At 69.5% G+C, this 19,725-nt stretch carries 13 protein-coding genes and 1 pseudogene; 10 read left to right on the top strand and 4 right to left on the bottom strand.

Features of this window, described 5'->3' with window-relative positions:
* Positions 1-2: 2 nt before the first annotated feature.
* Entirely contained in the window at positions 3-1,082 is a 1,080-nt protein-coding gene (locus tag ACYUED_RS34715; protein WP_491288548.1) for a LacI family DNA-binding transcriptional regulator, read from the top strand.
* Positions 1,083-1,145: 63 nt separating this feature from the next.
* On the opposite strand, the gene ACYUED_RS34710 is transcribed toward ACYUED_RS34715, so the two are convergent.
* The 4 genes and pseudogenes from ACYUED_RS34710 to ACYUED_RS34695 form a co-directional block, all read right to left on the bottom strand.
* Positions 1,146-2,198, bottom strand: a complete 1,053-nt coding sequence (locus tag ACYUED_RS34710) for a substrate-binding domain-containing protein (protein WP_491288547.1) — start codon at positions 2,196-2,198, stop codon at positions 1,146-1,148.
* Positions 2,199-2,583: 385 nt separating this feature from the next.
* Complete coding sequence (locus tag ACYUED_RS34705) at positions 2,584-4,053, bottom strand: cellulose binding domain-containing protein (protein WP_491288546.1); 1,470 nt, start codon at positions 4,051-4,053, stop codon at positions 2,584-2,586.
* A gap of 358 nt (positions 4,054-4,411) precedes the next feature.
* A complete protein-coding gene (locus tag ACYUED_RS34700) occupies positions 4,412-5,746 on the bottom strand; it encodes a radical SAM protein (protein WP_491288545.1) in 1,335 nt (444 codons plus the stop codon).
* A gap of 58 nt (positions 5,747-5,804) precedes the next feature.
* A pseudogene (locus ACYUED_RS34695) lies at positions 5,805-6,478 on the bottom strand (pyridoxamine 5'-phosphate oxidase family protein).
* Positions 6,479-6,698: 220 nt separating this feature from the next.
* On the opposite strand from ACYUED_RS34695, the gene ACYUED_RS34690 reads away from it, so the two are divergent.
* The 9 genes from ACYUED_RS34690 (at position 6,699) to ACYUED_RS34650 (ending at position 19,724) form a co-directional block, all read left to right on the top strand.
* The gene (locus ACYUED_RS34690) at positions 6,699-7,952 is read left to right on the top strand and encodes an FAD-binding protein (RefSeq protein ID WP_491288544.1); all 1,254 of its coding nucleotides are present in this window, start codon (positions 6,699-6,701) and stop codon (positions 7,950-7,952) included.
* A gap of 208 nt (positions 7,953-8,160) precedes the next feature.
* The gene (locus ACYUED_RS34685; protein ID WP_491288543.1) at positions 8,161-9,411 is read left to right on the top strand and encodes an ROK family protein; all 1,251 of its coding nucleotides are present in this window, start codon (positions 8,161-8,163) and stop codon (positions 9,409-9,411) included.
* A gap of 11 nt (positions 9,412-9,422) precedes the next feature.
* Entirely contained in the window at positions 9,423-11,267 is a 1,845-nt protein-coding gene (locus tag ACYUED_RS34680) for a glycoside hydrolase (protein WP_491288542.1), read from the top strand.
* A 269-nt stretch (positions 11,268-11,536) separates the two neighbouring features.
* A complete protein-coding gene (locus ACYUED_RS34675; protein ID WP_491288541.1) occupies positions 11,537-12,802 on the top strand; it encodes an ABC transporter substrate-binding protein in 1,266 nt (421 codons plus the stop codon).
* Positions 12,803-12,822: 20 nt separating this feature from the next.
* A complete protein-coding gene (locus ACYUED_RS34670) occupies positions 12,823-13,791 on the top strand; it encodes a carbohydrate ABC transporter permease (protein WP_491288540.1) in 969 nt (322 codons plus the stop codon).
* Entirely contained in the window at positions 13,788-14,654 is an 867-nt protein-coding gene (locus ACYUED_RS34665) for a carbohydrate ABC transporter permease (RefSeq protein WP_491288539.1), read from the top strand. Before ACYUED_RS34670 ends, ACYUED_RS34665 begins: the two co-directional genes overlap by 4 nt.
* A 26-nt stretch (positions 14,655-14,680) precedes the next feature.
* A complete protein-coding gene (locus ACYUED_RS34660) occupies positions 14,681-17,554 on the top strand; it encodes a glycoside hydrolase family 2 TIM barrel-domain containing protein (RefSeq protein ID WP_491288538.1) in 2,874 nt (957 codons plus the stop codon).
* Between the two features lie 89 nt (positions 17,555-17,643).
* Positions 17,644-18,720 carry an MFS transporter gene (locus tag ACYUED_RS34655; protein ID WP_491294570.1) on the top strand — a complete coding sequence of 359 codons (1,077 nt, stop codon included), beginning with the start codon at positions 17,644-17,646 and terminating at the stop codon, positions 18,718-18,720.
* Complete coding sequence (locus ACYUED_RS34650; RefSeq protein WP_491288537.1) at positions 18,717-19,724, top strand: ABC transporter ATP-binding protein; 1,008 nt, start codon at positions 18,717-18,719, stop codon at positions 19,722-19,724. The genes ACYUED_RS34655 and ACYUED_RS34650 overlap by 4 nt, the downstream gene beginning before the upstream one ends.
* The last annotated feature ends 1 nt before the right edge of the window (position 19,725 follow it).

Raw genomic sequence — 19,725 nt, 5'->3', positions numbered from 1 at the left:
ACGTGACGGACAACGGATCGGGCGAGCCGACGGCGGACGAGCAGAGCTCTCCTGACGACAAGCCGGGTTCCGTCACCATCGCCTACATCGCGGAGTCCGCCGGCGTCTCGATCCCCACCGTCTCCAAGGTGCTCAACGGTCGCTCGGGAGTCTCCGACCAGACCCGGACCCGCGTCGAAGAACTGATCAACCGTTACGGCTACCGGAAGTCGGTGGCCACCCGCGCCAAGGTGGTGGAGCTGGTCTTCCGGGAGCTGGAGAGCCTGTGGGCGGTGGAGATCATCCGCGGCGTGGAGCGGGTGGCGCGCAGGAACCGCGTCGGCGTCATGGTCTCCGAGCTCGCGCTCCACGACAGCCAGCCCATGTCCATCGACGACACTGTCAGGCGCCGTCCCAACTGCGTGCTGTCCGTGTCCCAGCTCTCGCAGAAGGAACGCGAGCAACTGGAGGCGAAGGGCATCCCGTTCGTCGTCATCCACCCGATCGACGACCTGCCGGACGACGTGCCCTTCGTCGGCGCCACCAACTTCCGCGGCGGCCACACCGCCGTCCGGCACCTGCTCGGCCTGGGACACCGGCGCATCGCCATGATGAGCGGCCCGGACCACCCGTACTGCCTGGCCCGCAAGGCCGGATACCTCGCCGCACTGGCCGAGGCCGGCGTCCCCGCCGAGCCCGACCTGCTGGTGCAGACCCGGCCCACCCGGGAGGAGGGGCACGCGGCCGCCCGCGACCTGCTGTCCCGCGACGACCGGCCCACCGCCGTGTTCACCGCGAACGACCTCCAGGCCGTGGGCGTCTACCAGGCCGCCCGCGAGCTGGGCCTGTCCATCCCGGCGGACCTGAGCGTCGTCGGCTTCGACGACCTGCCCATCGCGGCCTGGGTGGAACCGCCGCTGACGACCGTGCATCAGCCGCTGACCGAAATGGCCGTGGCCGCGACCGAGTTGGCTCTCGCGCTCGGCCGCGGCGAGGAGGTGGGCCAGGTCGGCCTCGAGATCGCCACCACCCTCACTGTCCGGGCCAGCACCGCCCCGCCGAAGGCTCGCCCGGCGCGGGCAGCCCGCAAGGAGCCCAAGTAGCACGGGGGAACCGCTGTTCACGGTGCGCCGCCGAGCAGTGCCGCCGACGGCGGCGGCAGTCGCTCAGGACGCCGGCGGGGCGGTGCTGTCCCGGACCACCAGTGACGTGGCGATGTCGAGCCTGGTCTGCGGCACGTCCTCGCCGCTGCCGAGACCGAGGGCGAGTTCCGCGGCCGCCCTGGCCATGGCCGTCAGCGGCTGGCGCACGGTCGTCAACGGCGGGTCCATCCACGCTGCGACGGGAAGGTCGTCGAAACTCGCCACACTCAGGTCCCGGGGGATCGACAGGCCGAGTTCCCGGGCGGCCTGATAGAGCCCGATGGCCTGCATGTCGCTGGCGGTGAACACGGCAGTGGGCCGGTCCGGACGGGACAGCAGCTCACGTGCCGCCGCGTATCCCTTCTCACGGGTCAGCTCGGTGCGAAGGAACAGATCCGGCTCCCGCCCGAGGCCCGCCTCCTGAAGCGCGGAGGTGTACCCGGCCACCCGGGCGACGCAGAACGAGTGGTCGGGCCCGCTGATCATGCCGATGCGCCGATGTCCCAGGTCTGCCAGATGCCCGACCGCGGCCCGTGCCCCCTTCCAATGCGTCGCGCTCACGAACGGCACGTCCTCGGCAAGCTCCTCGGCCGGGTCGAACACGACGAAGGGGATTCCCTGGGCCCGCAGTTGCTCCCGCTGGCCCTCCCGCAGGAACGTGATCGACAGCACATCCTGCCCGCGCTGCCCCCCGCTGTCATCGAGGTACACCGCGGTCGCCCGGTCGAAACCGAGCTCCGAGAACACCACCCCGACGCGGTTCTCCCTGGCGACGCGTTCCACACCGCGGAGGATCTCCGCCCCCCACATGTGCACCAGCTCCGGGAACAGGATCTCCACGATGTCGCCCTGGTCGCCCCCAGCCGAAGGCTCGCGGTGAGCGTGCTGTCTGATCAGCTCCCCGAACCGTCTCCGGCTGCGGTCCCAGGTCCGGGAACCGTCCTCGAGCACCGAGAGCGCGAGCACCGGCACGCCGTCCATGGGCTCGGGTATGTAGGCGATGGTCGGCCACGGCGGATCCACGAGGCGCGAGCGCTCGTGACCGACCCGGGCACCTGCGGATTGAATATACGTCACAGCAGCAATTCCTCTTCGCCGTGGCCTGGCCGCCCCCGTCCAGCCAAGAAGCCTGTGCAGGAGCACTGGGACACAGGCTATTCACCAAGTCCTCCGTGCAACAGCTCCCCAGCCAAAGCGCTCCGCCCGGACACACGCAGGGGGCGGGCCCGGCTCTGCCTCGGCGGTTCCGCGGGCGGGGGGACGAAAGTCGTCGTCCCCGCCGCCGGCGCCATTCGTCCCCAGGACCGGGCGGTGTCCGCGCGACTCTTCCGCTCGGTCGACCCGGATCACGCGCCCGGGCAGCAATCCTTCGGTGTCGTACGGTCCATGCGCTCTTGGCACACGGCGGCCGTCTGCCGCCGTGCGAACCGATGCCGCAGCGGCCCACCGCGGCGGCAGCGCGTCAACCGGCTTTCGTGCAGGCGTGCCCGTTCAGCGTGAAGTCGTACGGCGGCGCGTTCTTGCCGCTCCAGGAGGCGAGGAAGCCGAAGGAGAGGGTGCCGTCGGCGGGGACGGACCTGTTGTAGTCGGCGGCGGTGGCGGTGACGCGGAAGCCGTTCTGGGCGAAGCTCGCGTCCCACATCTGGTTGACCTGCTGGCCGTCCCGGAAGGACCAGGCGACCCGCCAGGAGTCGAGGGCGTCGGTGGTGGTGACGGAGACGGTGGCCTGGAAGCCGTCGGGCCACTGGTTGACCAGGTCGTAGGCGACCTTGCAGGTGGCGGGTTCGCTCTTGTCGGGTGCAGGGCGGCCGGTGGCCGAGGCCGAGGAGGTGCCCTGGGGTTCGGGGTCGGGGTTCTTGCGGTCGCCGGACTTGGTCGCGGTGGCGGACGGCGTCGGGGAGCCGGTCGGCGACGGGGTGACGGAGGGCAGGGACGGGCGGGGTGCCGCCACGGGTGAGCTGTCGGTGGGGATGTCGCCGGTCGCGGCGTCGCCGGTGCTGCCGAACGGCATCATCGACACGGCCAGCGCGAGCAGCGACACGAGCACGGCGGCGACCAGGAGGCCGTTGCGCACGGCGCGCGCACGGTTCGCGGCAGGCTTCGGCTCGCTCTGCCCGTCGGTGAGCTCGGGGCGTCCCGCGCCGAGGCGCACCTCGGCCGCGCGCCGCCGGCGTTCCAGGTAGGCGAGGCCGCCCCAGCCGATCACCCCGCCGGACAGGGCTGCGGGCAGTCCGCCGCCCTGCGGACGCAGACAGGTGGCGGCCTCCGCGCAGTCCACGCAGGTGGCGAGGTGCCGCGAGAGGTCCTGGGGGATGTCGGCGGCGGGCGACCTGGTGATCGCGTCGAGGAGGCGCGCATAGCTGCGGCACTGCGCGTCCATCGGGGTGTCGAGGTGGTTGCGGTGGCAGCGGTCCCTGAACAGGCCCCGCACCTGGGCGAGTTCCTCGCCCACGAGAGCCGGGTCGAGGCCGAGGCGTCGGGCCACCACGGGCCGCGGCAGCGCCTCCACCTCGGCCAGCCACAGCAGTTCCGCGTCCGGTTCCTGCAGATCGCGCAGGCCGCGCAGGGCGAGCGGGCGACGCAGCGGAAGTCCGGTGTAGCGCGCGGCCTTGTCCGAGTTGAGCCACAGGCGCAGGTCGGGGTCGAGGTCGTGGCCCTGTCCGCAGGCCTCCCACGCCGCCGCCGTGGTGCGTACGGCGGTCAACAGCAGCGGGATGACGGGGAGTCGGGGCGAGCGGCGGCCGTTGTTCCGGTCGCCCGCGGTCTCGGCGGCGCGGACCTCACGCACACCGAGCGTGAACGCCTCCGTGGCGAGCTGTGTGGCCGCGGCGGCGCCGGCGGTGCACAGGTCGGCGTAGGAAAGCACCGCGTCCCAGCACTCGGAGAACAGCACTGCCTCGGCGGCGTTCTTCGGGGTCGGCAGGTCGGGCATGAGTCTCCTGCATCCACAAACGAGGTCAACTCGGCTTATTGGCAACGGAGTTGCGGGGAACCTCGCGCAGGGCCCGACCCTTTCACGTGTTTCACACAACTGACAAGCGCCCTTTTCAAATCCGGTGACCGGCGGTCGCCGGACGGCGACCGCCGGTGGGCGCCGTCCTACCGGTCGGAGTGCACGACACCCTCGACCCGCCCATGCCCGTCGAGAGCCTCGGCCCTGCGCTGCTGCACCCACTCCTCGTTGCTACGAGAGTTATACGGAAGGAACGCCACGACGTATCGATTCCCGCCGAGATTTAACAGACATTCATCGGCTCGCGGCGGCACCTCGTCGGGCGCGGCGGCGGGAGTCACACCTTCGTCGGCTCCTCGGCGGAGGGCTCCTGCGCGGGAAGGCTGTCCATGAAGGAGCTGACGGAGAACACCGCGCGGCCGGGTCCGGGGGGACCGTAGCCGGGCGGGGAGGAGAGGCCGAAGTCGTCCATCGTCCGGCGATAGGCCTGGAGCAGACGGATGTGGTACTCCAGCGGAGCGCCCGCCGGGTTGGCCTTGCCGAGCGGGGTCGTGGGCTCGGGGCACCAGGTGGTGAAGCGGGGCGTGATGCCGTGCGACATGAAGAAGCGCAGGCCCTCGGTGGTCGACTCGATGGCCTCGTCGACCGTCGTGAAGCCGAAGGGCTCGGCCATCTCCACGCCCGCCACGAAGTTGGGGATGACGTTGCGGGCGCCGAAGATCTCCGCCGAGTCGAGGATCCGCTTGTGCCACTCGTCGCGGCCGACGTAGCGCTCCTTGCCCGGGCAGTACATCTTGAAGAGGTACTCGTCCCACACCTCGTAGTTGGGGTGGTAGATCTGCACGCCGTAGTCCTTGAACCGCTGCACGTCGTCGCGCGGCAGCGCCTGGGCGACGACCTTGCCGATCCAGCGGCCCGGGAAGCGCTCCTCGATGGCCTTGGCGTAGTGGCCGTAGAAGTCGGCCTCGTCCCGCCCGGAGACGGTCTTGGTGATCGCGCCGCCGGTCAGCGTGTAGGCGGTGGACGTCTTCGCCGTGTCGTAGCGGTTGATGATCTCCAGCGCCTCCAGGACCTCCTCCACGTCCTTGACACCCGTGTACGGCCGCCCGGCCGCCTTGTGCTGGCGCCAGTTGTGGTTGATGTCGCAGTACTGGCACTCCTCCTTGGCGCCGAAGTACTGGCAGACCCGGAAGACGGTGAGGTAGATGAGGTAGCCCCACTGGATGGTCGGGGCGACCTCCATGACGGACTTCCCGTTGGAGAGGGTGTGCCGGTAGTACTCGGGCATGGGCGGCACGCCGACGTCCGAGATGCGCTTCCCGTCGAGGTAGAGGCCGAGCACGCCGTGCTCGTCCGCGGCGACGCGGTAGGGCGACGTCGGGTTCACGCGCACGGAGACGACGGTCCGGCGCAGGTCGTACGGGCCGCCGGTGAGGATGATCTCCTCCGGGGGCCGCCTGAGCGCGGCCTCACCGAGCTCCGGCAGGGTGCCGTGGTCGAAGGAGAAGATGAAGTACGACTTCGGCTTGACCTCGCCGGACTCGTTGTCGCTGAGCGCGGACGGGTCGAAGGCCACCCCGCCGCGCAGCAGGTCCTCCTTGAAAACGGCTTCCCGCGGTACGTGCGGGAACCGCTCCATCAGATCCTCGACCAGTGCGGTACGGCTGCCCATCCGATCTCTCCTCCCGGCTCAGGCGTTCGACTCCTCACGGTATGCCTTCGCCCGGGTGTCAGCCGTGCCGGGTCCCCCCGCGGCGCGCGATGTGTCCCGGTACGGGAATGCCGGGCGGGAGCAGCGGGTCGGGTACGGGGGCACCCCAGGCCGAGGTCAGGGGCAGGCTGCCGGCCCAGACGCCGAGCGCCGCGTCGTCGCTGTCGCCGTCGTCGGGTGGACCGGTGCGGATCTTGACCGATGCTTCTTCGAGGGAGAGGGCGAGGAGGGTGGTGGCGGCGAGTTCCTTGCGGTTCGGCCGGCGCGCGTACTGCCACTGGCCCGGTGCCGCCTGCTCGGTGAGGCACCGCAGGCCTTCCCGCTTCCCCTCGGGGTCGGTGACCTTGCGGGCCTCGCCATGGATCATCGCGCTGCGGTAGTTCACGCCGTGCTCGAAGACCGAGCGGGCCAGAACCAGGCCGTCGACGTGCGTGACGGTGACGCACACCGGGGTACCGCCCGCGAGGCTGCGGCTGGCCACGGAGCCGTGCAGATAAAGCTGTCGCTGGCCGCGCCCGTAGACCGTCGGCACGACCAGGGGCCGCCCCTCGACCACCACTCCCAGAGGCAGACGAACCCCGCATCGAGGATCGCGTCCAGATCCGCCCGCTCCAGGCGCCCCTGCTCGCGCAGACGGCGGTGCCGGGTCAGCTCGGTCCGGGGAAGGGCGGCGGGCAGCGGTTCAGGGAGCATGGGCCCGCAGACTACTGATATCGCAGCGAAGTAGCCAGAGAGTTACGTGATCAGCATCGCCTGCACTCCATGACAACGAAATCCGCAGACAAGTAACCGCGTTCGGCGCTGGACAATTGCGCATGAGGTTCGCAGAAACCGTGTGGAAAACGCTCTCTGCCGTGGTGGCGCCAAATGAGAGGGTCGACGTACACGCACTCCAAGACGAGGGACGGCAGGAATGACGGAGACGGTCACCAACTGGGCCGGCAACATCACCTACGCGGCCAAGGAACTGCAGCGCCCGCACTCGATCGACGCGCTCAGGACTCTGGTGGGCGCGAACGCGAAGGTGCGCGTGCTGGGCAGCGGGCATTCCTTCAACGAGATCGCCGAGCCGGGCAGCGAGGGCGTCCTGCTCTCGGTCGCCGGGCTGACACCGGTGATCGACGTGGACACGACGGCCCGTACGGTACGGGTCTCGGGCGGGGTCCGGTACGCGGAGCTGGCCCGCGTGGTGGACGCCCACGGGCTCGCGCTGCCCAACATGGCGTCCCTGCCGCACATTTCCGTCGCGGGGTCGGTCGCGACCGGCACCCATGGCTCCGGGGTCGCCAACGGCTCGCTCGCGTCGGCGGTGCGGGAGGTGGAGCTGGTCACGGCGGACGGGGCGATGGTGACGATCGGGCGCGACGACGAGCGCTTCGAAGGAGCCGTGACCTCGCTGGGCGCCCTGGGTGTCGTCACCGCCCTCACCCTCGACGTTGAGCCCGCCTATCAGGTCGAGCAGCATCTGTTCACCGAACTCCCGCTCGCCGGCCTGGACTTCGGAACGCTGGAGACGATCATGGCGTCGGCGTACAGCGTGAGCCTGTTCACCGACTGGCGGGCGCCCGGCTTCCGGCAGGTGTGGCTCAAGCGGCGCTCCGACCAGTCACTGCCCGACTTCCCGTGGGCCGCGCCGGCGGCGGAGAAACTGCATCCGGTGCCGGGCATGCCGGCGGTCAACTGCACCGAGCAGTTCGGGGCGCCGGGGCCCTGGCACGAGCGACTGCCGCACTTCCGCGCCGAGTTCGTCCCGAGCAGCGGTGCCGAGCTGCAGTCCGAGTACCTGCTGCCCAGACCGCACGCCCTCGACGCGCTGCAGGCGCTCGACGCGATCCGTACGACGGTCGCGCCCGTGCTGCAGATCTGCGAGGTACGGACCGTGGCCGCCGACGCACAGTGGCTGAGCCCGGCGTACGGGCGGGACACCGTGGCACTGCACTTCACCTGGATCGAGGACACGGAGGCGGTGCTGCCGGTGGTGCGGCGGGTGGAGGAGGCACTCGACGCCTTCGACGCGCGGCCCCACTGGGGGAAGGTGTTCACCACGCCGGCGCCGGTGCTGCGGGGCCGGTATCCGCGGCTGGGCGACTTCCGGGCGCTGGTGCGGGAGCTGGACCCGGCGGGAAAGTTCACCAACGCGTTCGTGCGGGACGTACTGGACGGCTGATCGCCCACTGACCGCCCACCGGCCACCAGCCATCGCCGATTGATCTCCGCCAACGCCTTCGTGCAGGCCGCGCGGCGCGGTCCACCGGACCCGGACTTTATAAAACCCCTTTCCTAACCCCTTGTAGAAAGGCAGCGGAGCCCATAGATTTGCGCCGCGCCGGAGCCGACGTGCCCCGGTCCGCACGTTCGGCAGCGAGGGGAGCTCGATGAAGCGCGGCACATCATCACGTGACATCCGCACCGCGAACCGCTACGAGGTGCTGCGCCAGATCATCGCCCAGTCTCCCACCTCTCGGCAGGAGCTGGCGGCCGCAACCGGGCTGAGCCTCGCCACGGTCGCCACGCTGGTCGGCGAGCTCCTCGATCTGCGGATGATCACGGAAGTCGGGTTCGAGGACTCGGCGGGCGGCCGCCCCCGGGGCCTCGTGGCCGTCAACGCGTCGGGGGGCGCGTTGATCGGCGTGGACATCGCGGAGACGTACGTCCATGTCGAGCTGTTCGACCTCGCGCTGAACGTGCTCGCCCGCGCCGACGAGGACATGCGCCCCGGCGAGAGCCTCCCCGAACAGGTGGTCAGCCATGTCGCCGCCGCCGTCGGCTCGGTGGTCGCGCAGGCCGGGATCGAGGGCGCGCGGGTGCTCGGCGTCGGCGTGAGCGTGCCCGGGCAGGTGGACCGCGCGACCGGCGTCTCGGAGTACGCGCCGAACTGGGACTGGCACGACGTGCCGCTGCTCGACCTGCTCACCGAGTACATCGCCTACCCCCTGTACCTGGACAACCCGCTGCGCGCCTCCGCGGTGGCCGAGCTGTGGTTCGGGGCCGCGCGCGGGCGCGGGGACGCGGTGGTGGTCAACCTCGGAACCGGTGTGGGCGCCGGACTGGTACTGGGCGGCGGGCTGCACCGGGGCGTGAGCAACAGCGCCGGCGAGTGGGGCCACACCACGATCGTCCTGGACGGAAGGCTGTGCCACTGCGGCAAGCACGGATGTGTGGAGGCCTACGTCGGCGCGTCCGGAATCATGCTGAACCTGCGGGAGCTCAGCCCCGACAGCCCGCTGCTGCACCCGGAGGACCAGACGGCCACCGTCGCCGCGCTGGCCCAGGGGCTGCGCGACAACGACCCGGTGGCGCTGAAGGTGGTCCGGGACACCGTCAAGTACCTCGGCGCCGGCATCGCCGACCTGGTCAACCTGTTCAACCCCGAGGTGGTCGTGCTCAGCAGCTGGGTCGCGTCCGCCCTCGGCGAGCCCCTGGTCACGGAGGTGCGCGAGGCCGTCGCCCGGCACGCGCTGCCGCGGCCCATGGCCGCCACCGAGATCGTCCTCTCCCCCATCCCCACCGACCCGGTGTGCCTGGGCGCGGCCACGTTCGCGCTCGAAGGGGCACTGCAGTCCGTGGGGCAGAGGGCCGGCAAGCGCACCACCCCCGCCAGGAGCCGTACCGCACCACCTTCATGACGACGGAAGGGATGCTCGTGACTCACCCCCACCGCAGTAGATCGGTCCTGCTGACAGCCGCAGCCGCACTGGCCGTCACCGGACCCCTCATATCCGCCCCGCCCTCCGCGGCCGCCACCCCCACGGCGGCCGAGGTCTCCCCGCACGCCGCCCAGACCATCGACGACATCGGTGCGTCGGGCGCCTGGTGGGTCAACGACCTGCAGCACTTCAAGCCCGCGGTCCAGGCCCGCGTGGCGCAGCTGCTGTTCTCGAAGCAGGGCCTGGACCTCAGCTCCTACCGCTACAACATCGGCGGGGGCGGCACCGCGGTCACCACCCCCGCCCGCGCCGCCCAGGACTTCCTGAACTCCGACGGCACCTACGACTGGAGCAAGGACAAGGGCGGCCGGACGTTCCTCAAGTACGCCGCGAAGTCCGGCGTCGAGGACCTCATCGGCTTCGTCAACAGCGCGCCCGCCCGGTGGACGACCAACGGCCAGAGCTGCGGCGGCCAGTTGAAGGCGGCGAACGAGTCGGACTACGCCACGTACGTGGCGGACGTGACCGACCACCTCGCCCGGCAGGGCGCGAGTTTCGACTACATCAGCCCGTTCAACGAGCCGGACAACGACTTCGGCGACTGCGGCCAGGAGGGCATGAAGGTCGCGCCCGACCAGCGCGACGACATCGTGCGGGCGCTCGGCGCCGAGCAGCGGTCCCGGCACCAGAAGACGTCGATCATCGCCGACGAGTCCAGCCAGACGACGCAGTTCGTGTCCGAGGTCCCGCAGTGGGTCTCGCAGCCGGGCACGGCGCAGTACGTGTCCGCGCTCGCCCACCACACGTACAACAACCCGAACGACGGGCAGCTGGGCAACGTCTACGAGACGGCACGGACGGTCGGCAAGCGGTCCTGGGCCAGCGAGATCTGCTGCTTCGGCAAGGGCTCGACGGGCTGGAACCAGGAGTACGACCCGAGCATCGACAACGCCCTGCTGACGTCGCGGATCATCTACAAGGACTTCGCGAGCTCGCACGACTCGGCGTTCCAGTGGTGGGTGGCCCTGGCCAGCGGCTACGGCACCTCCCCCACCGAGAAGAACGACGTGGGCTGGAACGACGGCCTGATCTACTACGACCCCGACTACGCGACGAACGGCAACCAGAAGCTGTACTTCACCAAGCGGTACTACGCGCTCGGGCAGTACAGCAAGTTCGTCCGGCCGGGCTCGGTCGCGCACAACGTGACCGGGGCACCGGACGGGGTCGAGGTGTCGTCGTACGACCGGGACGGCAAGTGGGTGGTGGTGGTCAACAACCACAACTCCACTGATACGCCGCTGAGTCTGCACTTCAACAGCAGGTCGCCGGTACGGGCCTCGCAGGCCGTGCGGACGTCGGCCACCGAGGACTGGGCCAGGGTGGACAGCCCGTCGGTACGCGCGGGAACGGCCACGACGACCCTCGCGGCCCGCTCCATCACGACGTACGTCTTCGACCAGAAAGGCCACGGGAGTTCGGCGGTCACGGGCGCACTGCAGGGCAAGCAGTCCGGGAAGTGCCTGACCGCCAACGCCTCGGGGGCCGCGATCGGCACCTGCACGAACGGCGACGGGCAGTCCTGGTCGTACGACGCCAAGGGCGCTCTGAAGGGCGCGAACGGCTATCTGACGGCGGGGAGTTCGGGGCTGACGACGGCCGCGAAGTACACCGGCGAGGCCGGCCAGCGCTGGCTGCTCAACGCCAACGGCCAGATCCTCAGCGAGGCGTCCGGCAAGTGCCTGGACGTCAGCGGACAGGCGACCACCGACGGCAGCAGGGTGATCCTCTACAGCTGCACCGGCGGGACCAACGAGGTCTGGAGCAGGCAGTGACACCGTAGCCGCAGAGGACTCCCGGGAATCCCGCTGTCCGAGGGCCGCCGGCCACCCCTGACCCGGCGGCCCTCCAAACCCCTTGCACATCCCCCTGTTCGGCATCCCGAACCGGGCGCAACGCTTCGAGCAGACTTCGTCCAACCCCTTGCCGAAGGCTTAGCCGAAGGTTAACGTCCCCGCACCGCAACGCATTTTGAGCCACCCCGGCGCTGAAGCCGTGGAGCCGCAGCCTCAGTCGCAGCCGGAATCGAGACAAGGACGTCAGCATGTCGGCAATGAGCAACAACAACTGGTCCCGCCGGTCAATCTTCCGGGCTGCCGCAGGCATGGCCGCCGCCGGCAGCCTTGCCGCGTGCGGGAGCAACAACGGTCGTGGCGGGAGCGGGGGTTCGGGCCCGCAGCTCACCCAGTACTTCCACGCCTACGGCGAGGCCGGGACGGAGCAGGCCCTCAAGCGGTACGCGGCCGCGTACAAGAAGGCCAACGTCAACACCAACTGGATCACCGGCAACAACTTCGAGTCCGCGCTCTTCGCGGCCCTGCTCACCAGCAAGGCACCCGACGTCTTCGAGTTCCACCCGCAGCTTCAGCTCGTCAAGAGCGGCCAGGTGGCGGACCTGACCGACCTCATCGACCCGGTCAAGGACGACTTCAACCCGAACGACATCACGTCCCACACGGTCGACGGGAAGATCTACGGGATACGGATGATCGACGACCCGCAGTTCTTCTACTACCGCAAGTCAATGCTGGAGAAGGCCAAGGTCGACGTCCCGACCACGCTCGACGAACTGGTCGAGGCCGCCGCCAAGCTCACGACCAGCAAGGTCAAGGGCGTCTTCCTCGGCAACGACTTCAGCGCGATCCAGAACCCCATCATCTGGTCCGCCGGCGCCGACACCATCAACGAGAAGAACGAGATCGCCTATCACACGGACGGCGTCGTCGAAGGCCTCAAGAAGCTTCGCACGCTGTTCACCAGCGGCAACGTGCTCCTGGACGCGCCGACCGACTTCTGGGACCCGTCCTCGCTCAACCAGGGCCTGTGCGCCATGCAGTGGGGCGGCATGTGGTCCATGCCGGTTATGCAGAAGGCGCTCGGCGACGACCTCGGCATCTTCCCGTTCCCGAAGATCGGCAGCGCGGGCAAGCTGTCCGTCTACAACGGCGGCTGGTCGGTCTTCGTCAACGCCAAGAGCAAGAACGTCGACGCGGCCAAGGAATATGTCAAGTGGCTGTGGATCGACCAGAAGAAGTACCAGGAGGACTGGGCCACCTCGTACGGATTCCACATCCCGCCGCGCACCTCGATCGCCAACTCGGCCACCAAGCTCAAGTCGGGCCTGCCGGCCGAGGGCGTGAAGCTCTTCACCGACTACGGCCACTTCGACAACATCGCCTACGACCAGACCATGCAGAACGCGTTCGCCGAGGTGATCGCGTCCTCCGTCCGTAAGAACGGCAACCCCGAGGCGGCACTCGACACCTGCGACAAGAAGGTCAACGTCGAACTCAAGAAGCTGTTCGGATAGGCCGCCGGGAAGACCACGACATGTCGACCACCACCACGCGCGGGGTCGCCCAGCCCGCCCCGGCCAAGGTCTCCAAGACCCGGCCGCGGCGGGGCCTGCGGGGCAACCCGACCGTCAACTTCTGGCTCTTCACCGGGCCCTTCCTCATCGGCCTGGCGATCTTCGTCTTCGTGCCGATCGTCTGGAGCGTCTGGCTCAGCTTCTTCGACGCCCGCTACACCGTCACGCCGAGCCACTTCATTGGTTTCGACAACTACAAGCAGATCCTGACCAACAGCCAATTCCCCGGCTCGCTGGTGACGTTCACCGTGTTCGCCGCGTTCATCGTGCCGACCACCTGGGCCCTGTCACTGGGGTTGGCGCTGCTGGTCAACCGGCTGCGGTTCATGCGGGCGTTCTTCCGCTCGGTGTTCTTCCTGCCGACCGCCGTCTCGTACGTGGCCGCTGCCCTGATCTGGAAGATGTCCATCTTCAGCGGCGTCCGCTTCGGCCTCGCGAACACGGTCATCGGTTGGTTCGGCGCCGACACCGTCGCATGGATGTCCAACCCCACTCCGCCCTGGTACTGGCTGGTCATCGTGACCCTGCGCCTGTGGATCCAGTCGGGCTTCTACATGATCCTGTTCCTGGCGGCGCTCCAGAACATCCCGGCCGAGCTGTACGAGGCCGCTGCCATCGACGGTGCGAAGAAGGGCTGGCAGACCTTCCGGTACATCACACTGCCGCAGCTGCGCGCCACCTCGACCGCGGTCATCCTGCTGCTCCTCATCGCCGCGTACCAGGCGTTCGACGAGTTCTTCAACATCATCGGGCAGAAGGCGACCTGGGCTCAGACACCGCTCATGGTGCTGTACAAATCGGCCCTCGGCACCAGCCAGGACTACGGCGCCGGCAGCGCGGGCGCGGTCATCCTGTCGCTGCTCATCTGCGCCGTCACCCTGATCCAGGGCAAGTTCATGGGCTTCGGCAGGGGAGATGAGGCCAAGTGACCACCACCGCACCTCAGGTCGGCAAGCAGCGTAAGAAGGACCGGGGCGCCTTCGGCAACACGGGGCTGTACATCGCCGTCGGCGTCGCCGCGCTGCTGTTCCTGATCCCGTTCTACCTGATCCTCCGCAACTCCCTCTCCACGGACCTGGAGATCACGGGCGAGAACTGGAAGCTGCTGCCCTCCTTCCAATGGGGCAACATCTCCGAGCTGTTCGACGACCCCACGGTCGACTTCGGCCGCTCCATGATCAACTCGCTGGTCGTCGCCGTCCTGACCACGTTCGGCACCCTCCTGGTCTGCTCCCTGGCCGGCTACGGCCTGGCCCGCATCCCGTACAAGCACGCCGACAAGGTCTTCTACGGCGTCCTGGCGACCCTGATGGTCCCGACCGCCGTCACCTTCGTGCCGAGCTTCGTGCTGGTCTCGTCCCTCGGCTGGGTGGACACCTACCGCGGTCTGATCATTCCGGGCCTGTTCAGTGGTTTCACCTGCTTCCTGTTCCGGCAGTACTTCCTGGGGTTCCCGAAGGAGCTGGAGGAGGCTGCGCGCGTGGACGGGCTGGGCTACTGGGGCGCGTACTGGCGGATCGTCGTACCCAACTCGCTGAACTTCTTCGCGGCGATCGCCACGATCACGTTCATCAGCGCCTGGAACTCCTTCCTGTGGCCGCTGGTCATCGGCCAGGACCCGAGCTCCTGGACCGTCCAGATCGCGCTCTCCTCCTTCATGACCAACCAGACCGTCAACTTCCATCTGATCTTCATGGCCACCGCCATTTCCATCCTGCCCCTGGTGTTCGTGTTCCTCTTCCTCCAGCGCTGGCTGGTCCAGGGGATCGCGCAGACCGGTATCAAGGGCTGACCCTGCTCATCACGACCTGGAGACCGATGTCTTTCCGCGCGACCACGGCCACCGACTACGTCGAGGACGTCTCACCGGGCAGCGGAGCCCTCCCGCCCCGCGCCTGGTACGCGTCCTCCGACGCCACGTCACTCTCACTGAACGGCAGTTGGCGCCTGCGCGTCTCACCGACCGCCGACGCCGAGGACGACTCGTTCGCCGAGCCGGGATTCGACGCAGGGGACTGGGCCGAGGTCGCGGTCCCCGGCCACTGGGTCCTGCAGGGCGACGGCGCGTTCGGTCTGCCCGCCTACACCAACCACCTCTACCCCTTCCCGGTGGACCCGCCGCACGTCCCGACGGAGAACCCGACCGGCGACCACCTGCACGTCTTCGACCTGCCCACGGACTGGCCCGCCGACGGTGGCTCCGTCCTGCGCTTCGACGGTGTCGAGTCCTGCGCCCGCCTCTGGCTGAACGGCACGGACATCGGCGAGTTCAAGGGCTCCCGGCTGCCGCACGAGTTCGCGGTCGGCCATCTGCTGAAGCCGAGCGGGAACGTGCTCGCCGTCCGCGTGCACCAGTGGTCGGCCGGCTCCTACCTGGAGGACCAGGACCAGTGGTGGCTGCCCGGCATCTTCCGTGATGTGGCACTGCTGCACCGCCCGGCCGGCAGCGTCCTCGACTTCTTCGTGCACGCCGCCTACGACCACGTCACGGGCGAGGGCACCCTGCGCGTCGACTCCGACGTCGACGGCCGGGTGTCCGTGCCCGCCCTGGACATCGATGTCGCAACGGGCGAGCCGGTGACGGTGCCCGTCCAGGCGTGGACCGCCGAGACGCCGAAGCTGTACGACGGCGAGCTGGTCACCGAGGGCGAGCGCGTGCCGCTGCGCATCGGTTTCCGCACCGTCGTCCTCGAGGACGGCCTCATCAAGGTCAACGGCAGGCCGCTCCTCTTCAAGGGCGTCAACCGCCATGAGTGGCACCCCGACAAGGGCCGCGCCCTCGACCTGGAGACCATGCGCGAGGACGTGCTGCTGATGAAGCGGCACAACCTCAACGCCGTGCGCACCTCGCACTACCCGCCGCACCCGGCCTTCCTCGACCTGTGCGACGAGTACGGCCTGTGGGTCATCGACGAGTGCGACCTGGAGACCCACGGCTTCACCGAGCAGGCCTGGCGCGACAACCCCGTCGACGACGACCGCTGGACCCCGGCCCTGATCGACCGCGCCGCGCGCATGGTGGAGCGGGACAAGAACCACCCGTCGGTGGTCATCTGGTCGCTGGGCAACGAGGCCGGCACCGGCCGCGGTCTGACCGCGATGGCCGAGTGGATCCACGGCCGCGACGGCTCGCGCCTCGTGCACTACGAGGGCGACATCGACTGCCGTGACACGGACATGTACTCGCGGATGTACGCCTCGCACGCCGAGGTCGAGGCGATCGGCCGCGAGCTGGACGGCGGCACCCACAAGCGGCGCCAACTGCCCTTCATCCTCTGCGAGTACGCGCACGCCATGGGCAACGGCCCTGGTGGACTCAGTGACTACCAGCGGCTGTTCGAGACGTACGACCGTCTCCAGGGTGCCTTCGTCTGGGAGTGGATCGACCACGGCGTCACCCATCCCGAGCTGGGCTTCGCCTACGGCGGCGACTTCGGCGAGGAACTGCACGACGGCAACTTCGTCTGCGACGGGCTGGTCTTCCCCGACCGGCGGCCCTCCCCCGGCCTGGTCGAGTACAAGAAGGTCATCGAGCCGGTCCGTATCGAGGGCGACGGTTCGGACAGCACCGTACGCGTGACCAACAAGTACGACTTCGCCGACCTGTCGGCCCTCGCCTTCGAGTGGTCGTACCAGGTGGACGGCGAGACGGTCGAGGCGGGCACGCTGTCGGTGCCGGAGCTCGCACCCGGCGAGTCGGCCGACGTGAAGCTGCCGGAGCCGCCCTCCCAGACACCGGCCGGCGCCGAGACGCAGTGGACGGTGCGGGCGCTGCTGGCCGCGGACACCGCCTGGGGTCCGAAGGGCCATGAGGTGGCGTGGGGTCAGGTCCCGGTCCTGACACGGCTGTTGGCCTCCGTCGCCGCGACCGACGGGCCTGTGGCGGGCAACGGCGTGATCACGCTCGGCCCCGCTTCCTTCGACGCCCGCACCGGCGCGCTGAAGACCATCGGCGATGTCGAGGTGAGCGGTCTGCGCCTGGACGTGTGGCGGGCGACCACGGACAACGACGAGGGCGCGGACTGGCAGACGGACGTCCGCTTCTCGATGCTGTGGCGCAAATACGGCCTGCACCGCATGCGGCACCGGCTGGACTCCGTCGAGGTCGGCGACGACGCGTTGACCGTACGGACGCGGGTGGCGCCGGCCGCCTGGGAGTTCGGGCTCGCCACGGTGTACCGGTGGACGTCCGACGGCAGCCGGCTGCGGCTGACCGTGTCCGTGGGGCCCGAGGGCGAGTGGACCGTGCCGCTGCCGCGGCTCGGCGTCCGCTTCGGGCTCTCCCGGGCCGACGCCGTGAAGTGGTTCGGCGGCGGCCCCGGTGAGGGGTACCCGGACACCAAGGCGGCCTCCAGGGTGGGCCGTTGGGAGTCCAGGGTGGACGGGCTGCAGACGCCGTACGTGCGTCCGCAGGAGAACGGCGCGCGTGCCGACGTCCGCTGGGCGGAGATCGGCGGGCTGCGTGTCGAGGGCGACCCGGAGTTCTTCTTCAGCGCCCGCCGCTGGACGACCGAGCAACTGGACGCGGCCACCCACCTGACCGACCTCACACCGGGTGACACCGTCTGGGTCAACCTCGACCACGGCCTGCACGGCATCGGCACGGGCTCCTGCGGCCCGGGCGTGCTGCCGCAGTACCACCTGCGGGCCGAGCCGGCCGAGTTCTCCTTCGTCTTCTCGGAGATCAATTGACCGACACGGACACGCGGTCCGTCGCGGCCGGCCGGCTCTTCAGCCGGCCGGCCGCGGTCGCGTCCTGCGTCGGCTTCGTCCTCATCGGCATGCTCCAGGCGCTCTACGGCCCTGCGGTCCCGGGCCTGCGCGTGGAATTCGGCCTGTCCCCGCCGGGCGCCGGTCTCGGCCTGAGCCTGCACTTCACAGGTGGCGTCGTAGGCGTCCTCGCCTTCAACGCGATCCACTCCCGGATCAGCAACAGGGCCCTGCTGGCGGCGAGTTACGGGCTGATGGCAGCCGGCGCCGCGGGCTTTGCGCTCGCCCCCGACTGGCCCCTCGCGCTCTGCGCCGCGTTCCTCGGCGGCCTCGGCTTCGGCGGCATCGACTACGGCCTCAACCAGCTGTTCGCCGTCGGCTTCGGTGACCGCTCCACCGCCATGCTGAACGTGCTGAACGCCCACTTCGGCATAGGCGCGGTGCTCGGACCGGCGATCGTGGCGTGGCTGGGCCCTGACGGGTACGGGTACGCCTTCGGCGCGTGTGCGCTGCTGGCCGCGCTCCTGGTCGGCTTCGGCTCAAGTGGCGTACACACGAAGGTGGTTGCAGCGGCTGCAACCACCACCGAACGCCCGCTGGGCCTCCCCCGCATCCTCGTCGGCTTCCTCGCCCTGTACATCCTCAACGTCGGCGTCGAGGCGGGTGTCGGCGGCTGGGAGCCCACCCATCTGGAGACCGTCGGCTACAGCGCGGCCGTGGCCGCCTCGGCGACCTCCGTGTACTGGCTGATGATGACGGCAGGCCGTTTCCTCGTCGTACCGATCACCCTCAGGTACTCCCCCGAGCGGATCCTGACGATCTGCGCGGCCGGCATGACCGTCTGCCTGCTGGTGGCACGTGTAAAAGAAGTGGCGCCGGTGGCCTACGCGGGTGTTGGCTTGTTCATCGCGCCGGTCTTTCCGACCGGACTGCCCTGGCTGAACAGGGCACTTCCCCAGGCGAAGCGCGCCGGTGCCTGGGTCATCGCCGCGTCGATGATCGGCGGAGTGGCGGCTCCCCCGCTGCTGGGGGCGGGCATCGAGGCCTCGGGCATCCACGCCGTCCCCTGGCTGCTGACCGCGCTCTCCGCCGCGTCGCTCGCGGCGACCGTCTGGCTGATCCAACTCACCCGGAGGTTCATCGAGTGATCGGCAGTATCGAGGTCCGCTCCCTCTCCCGCTCCTTCCACACCACCGTGCGCCGCCCGGGTTTCGCCGGCGCGCTCAGATCACTCGTCAACCCGGAGCGGGCCGTCAAGCACGCCGTCTCCGACATCAGTTTCGATGTGGCACCGGGCGAGCTCCTCGCCCTGCTGGGCCCGAACGGTGCCGGCAAGTCCACCACCATCAAGGTGCTCACCGGCATCCTCACTCCCACCTCCGGCGAGGCCCGGGTCGCGGGCGTGGTGCCGTACGAGGAGCGGGAGCGCAACGCCCGCAACATCGGCGCCGTGTTCGGACAGCGCACCCAGCTGTGGTGGGACCTGCCGGTGAAGGAGTCGTTCGCGATCCTGCGGGACATCTACGAGGTGCCGAAGGCCGAACACGCGGCCCGGCTACGGGAGTTCGACGACATCCTCGAACTGTCCGCCTTCTGGGACACCCGGGTGCGCCATCTCTCCCTCGGCCAGCGGGTGCGCTGCGACATGGCCGCCGCGCTGCTGCACGACCCGCCGGTGGTCTTCCTCGACGAGCCGACCATCGGCATGGACGTGGTGGTCAAGGAACAGGTCCGTGAGTTCCTGCGGCACCAGGTGGAGGAGCGCGGCAGGACGGTGCTGCTGACCACGCACGACATGACGGAGGTCGAGCGGCTCGCCGAGCGGGTCGTGCTGATCAACCACGGTCGGCTGGTCCTGGACGGCACGCTCGACGAGATCCGCCGCAGGTTCGGCTCGACCTGGCAGGTGCGGGCGACGCTCGCCGACGGGCACACCGACGTCGTACCGCCGCCGGGCATCGCGGTGCTGCGACAGGAAGGCCCGCAGGTCGTGTTCGGGCCGGACGGGCCCGACGCTCCGACCGTCCACCAGGCGCTCAAGGCCGTCATCGAGCGGTTCGAGGTGACGGGCATCTCCATCGACGAGGCGGACCTGGAGGACGTGATGCGGGCGGCGTACGTCCACGCCGGTCCCGCCGTGGAAGAGGTCTGAG

The organism is Streptomyces sp. DF42 (assembly GCF_058267695.1).
Note: the sequence above shows the minus strand (reverse complement) of the source record. Positions and strands in the feature narration are given on the sequence as shown.

Coding starts and splice junctions, on each gene's coding strand:
- ACYUED_RS34705 (WP_491288546.1), bottom strand. CDS start 4,053: ATGCCCGACCTGCCGACCCCGAAGAACGCCGCCGAGGCAGTGCTGTTC.
- ACYUED_RS34700 (WP_491288545.1), bottom strand. CDS start 5,746: ATGGGCAGCCGTACCGCACTGGTCGAGGATCTGATGGAGCGGTTCCCG.
- ACYUED_RS34690 (WP_491288544.1), top strand. CDS start 6,699: ATGACGGAGACGGTCACCAACTGGGCCGGCAACATCACCTACGCGGCC.
- ACYUED_RS34685 (WP_491288543.1), top strand. CDS start 8,161: ATGAAGCGCGGCACATCATCACGTGACATCCGCACCGCGAACCGCTAC.
- ACYUED_RS34680 (WP_491288542.1), top strand. CDS start 9,423: ATGCTCGTGACTCACCCCCACCGCAGTAGATCGGTCCTGCTGACAGCC.
- ACYUED_RS34675 (WP_491288541.1), top strand. CDS start 11,537: ATGTCGGCAATGAGCAACAACAACTGGTCCCGCCGGTCAATCTTCCGG.
- ACYUED_RS34670 (WP_491288540.1), top strand. CDS start 12,823: ATGTCGACCACCACCACGCGCGGGGTCGCCCAGCCCGCCCCGGCCAAG.
- ACYUED_RS34660 (WP_491288538.1), top strand. CDS start 14,681: ATGTCTTTCCGCGCGACCACGGCCACCGACTACGTCGAGGACGTCTCA.
- ACYUED_RS34655 (WP_491294570.1), top strand. CDS start 17,644: ATGCTCCAGGCGCTCTACGGCCCTGCGGTCCCGGGCCTGCGCGTGGAA.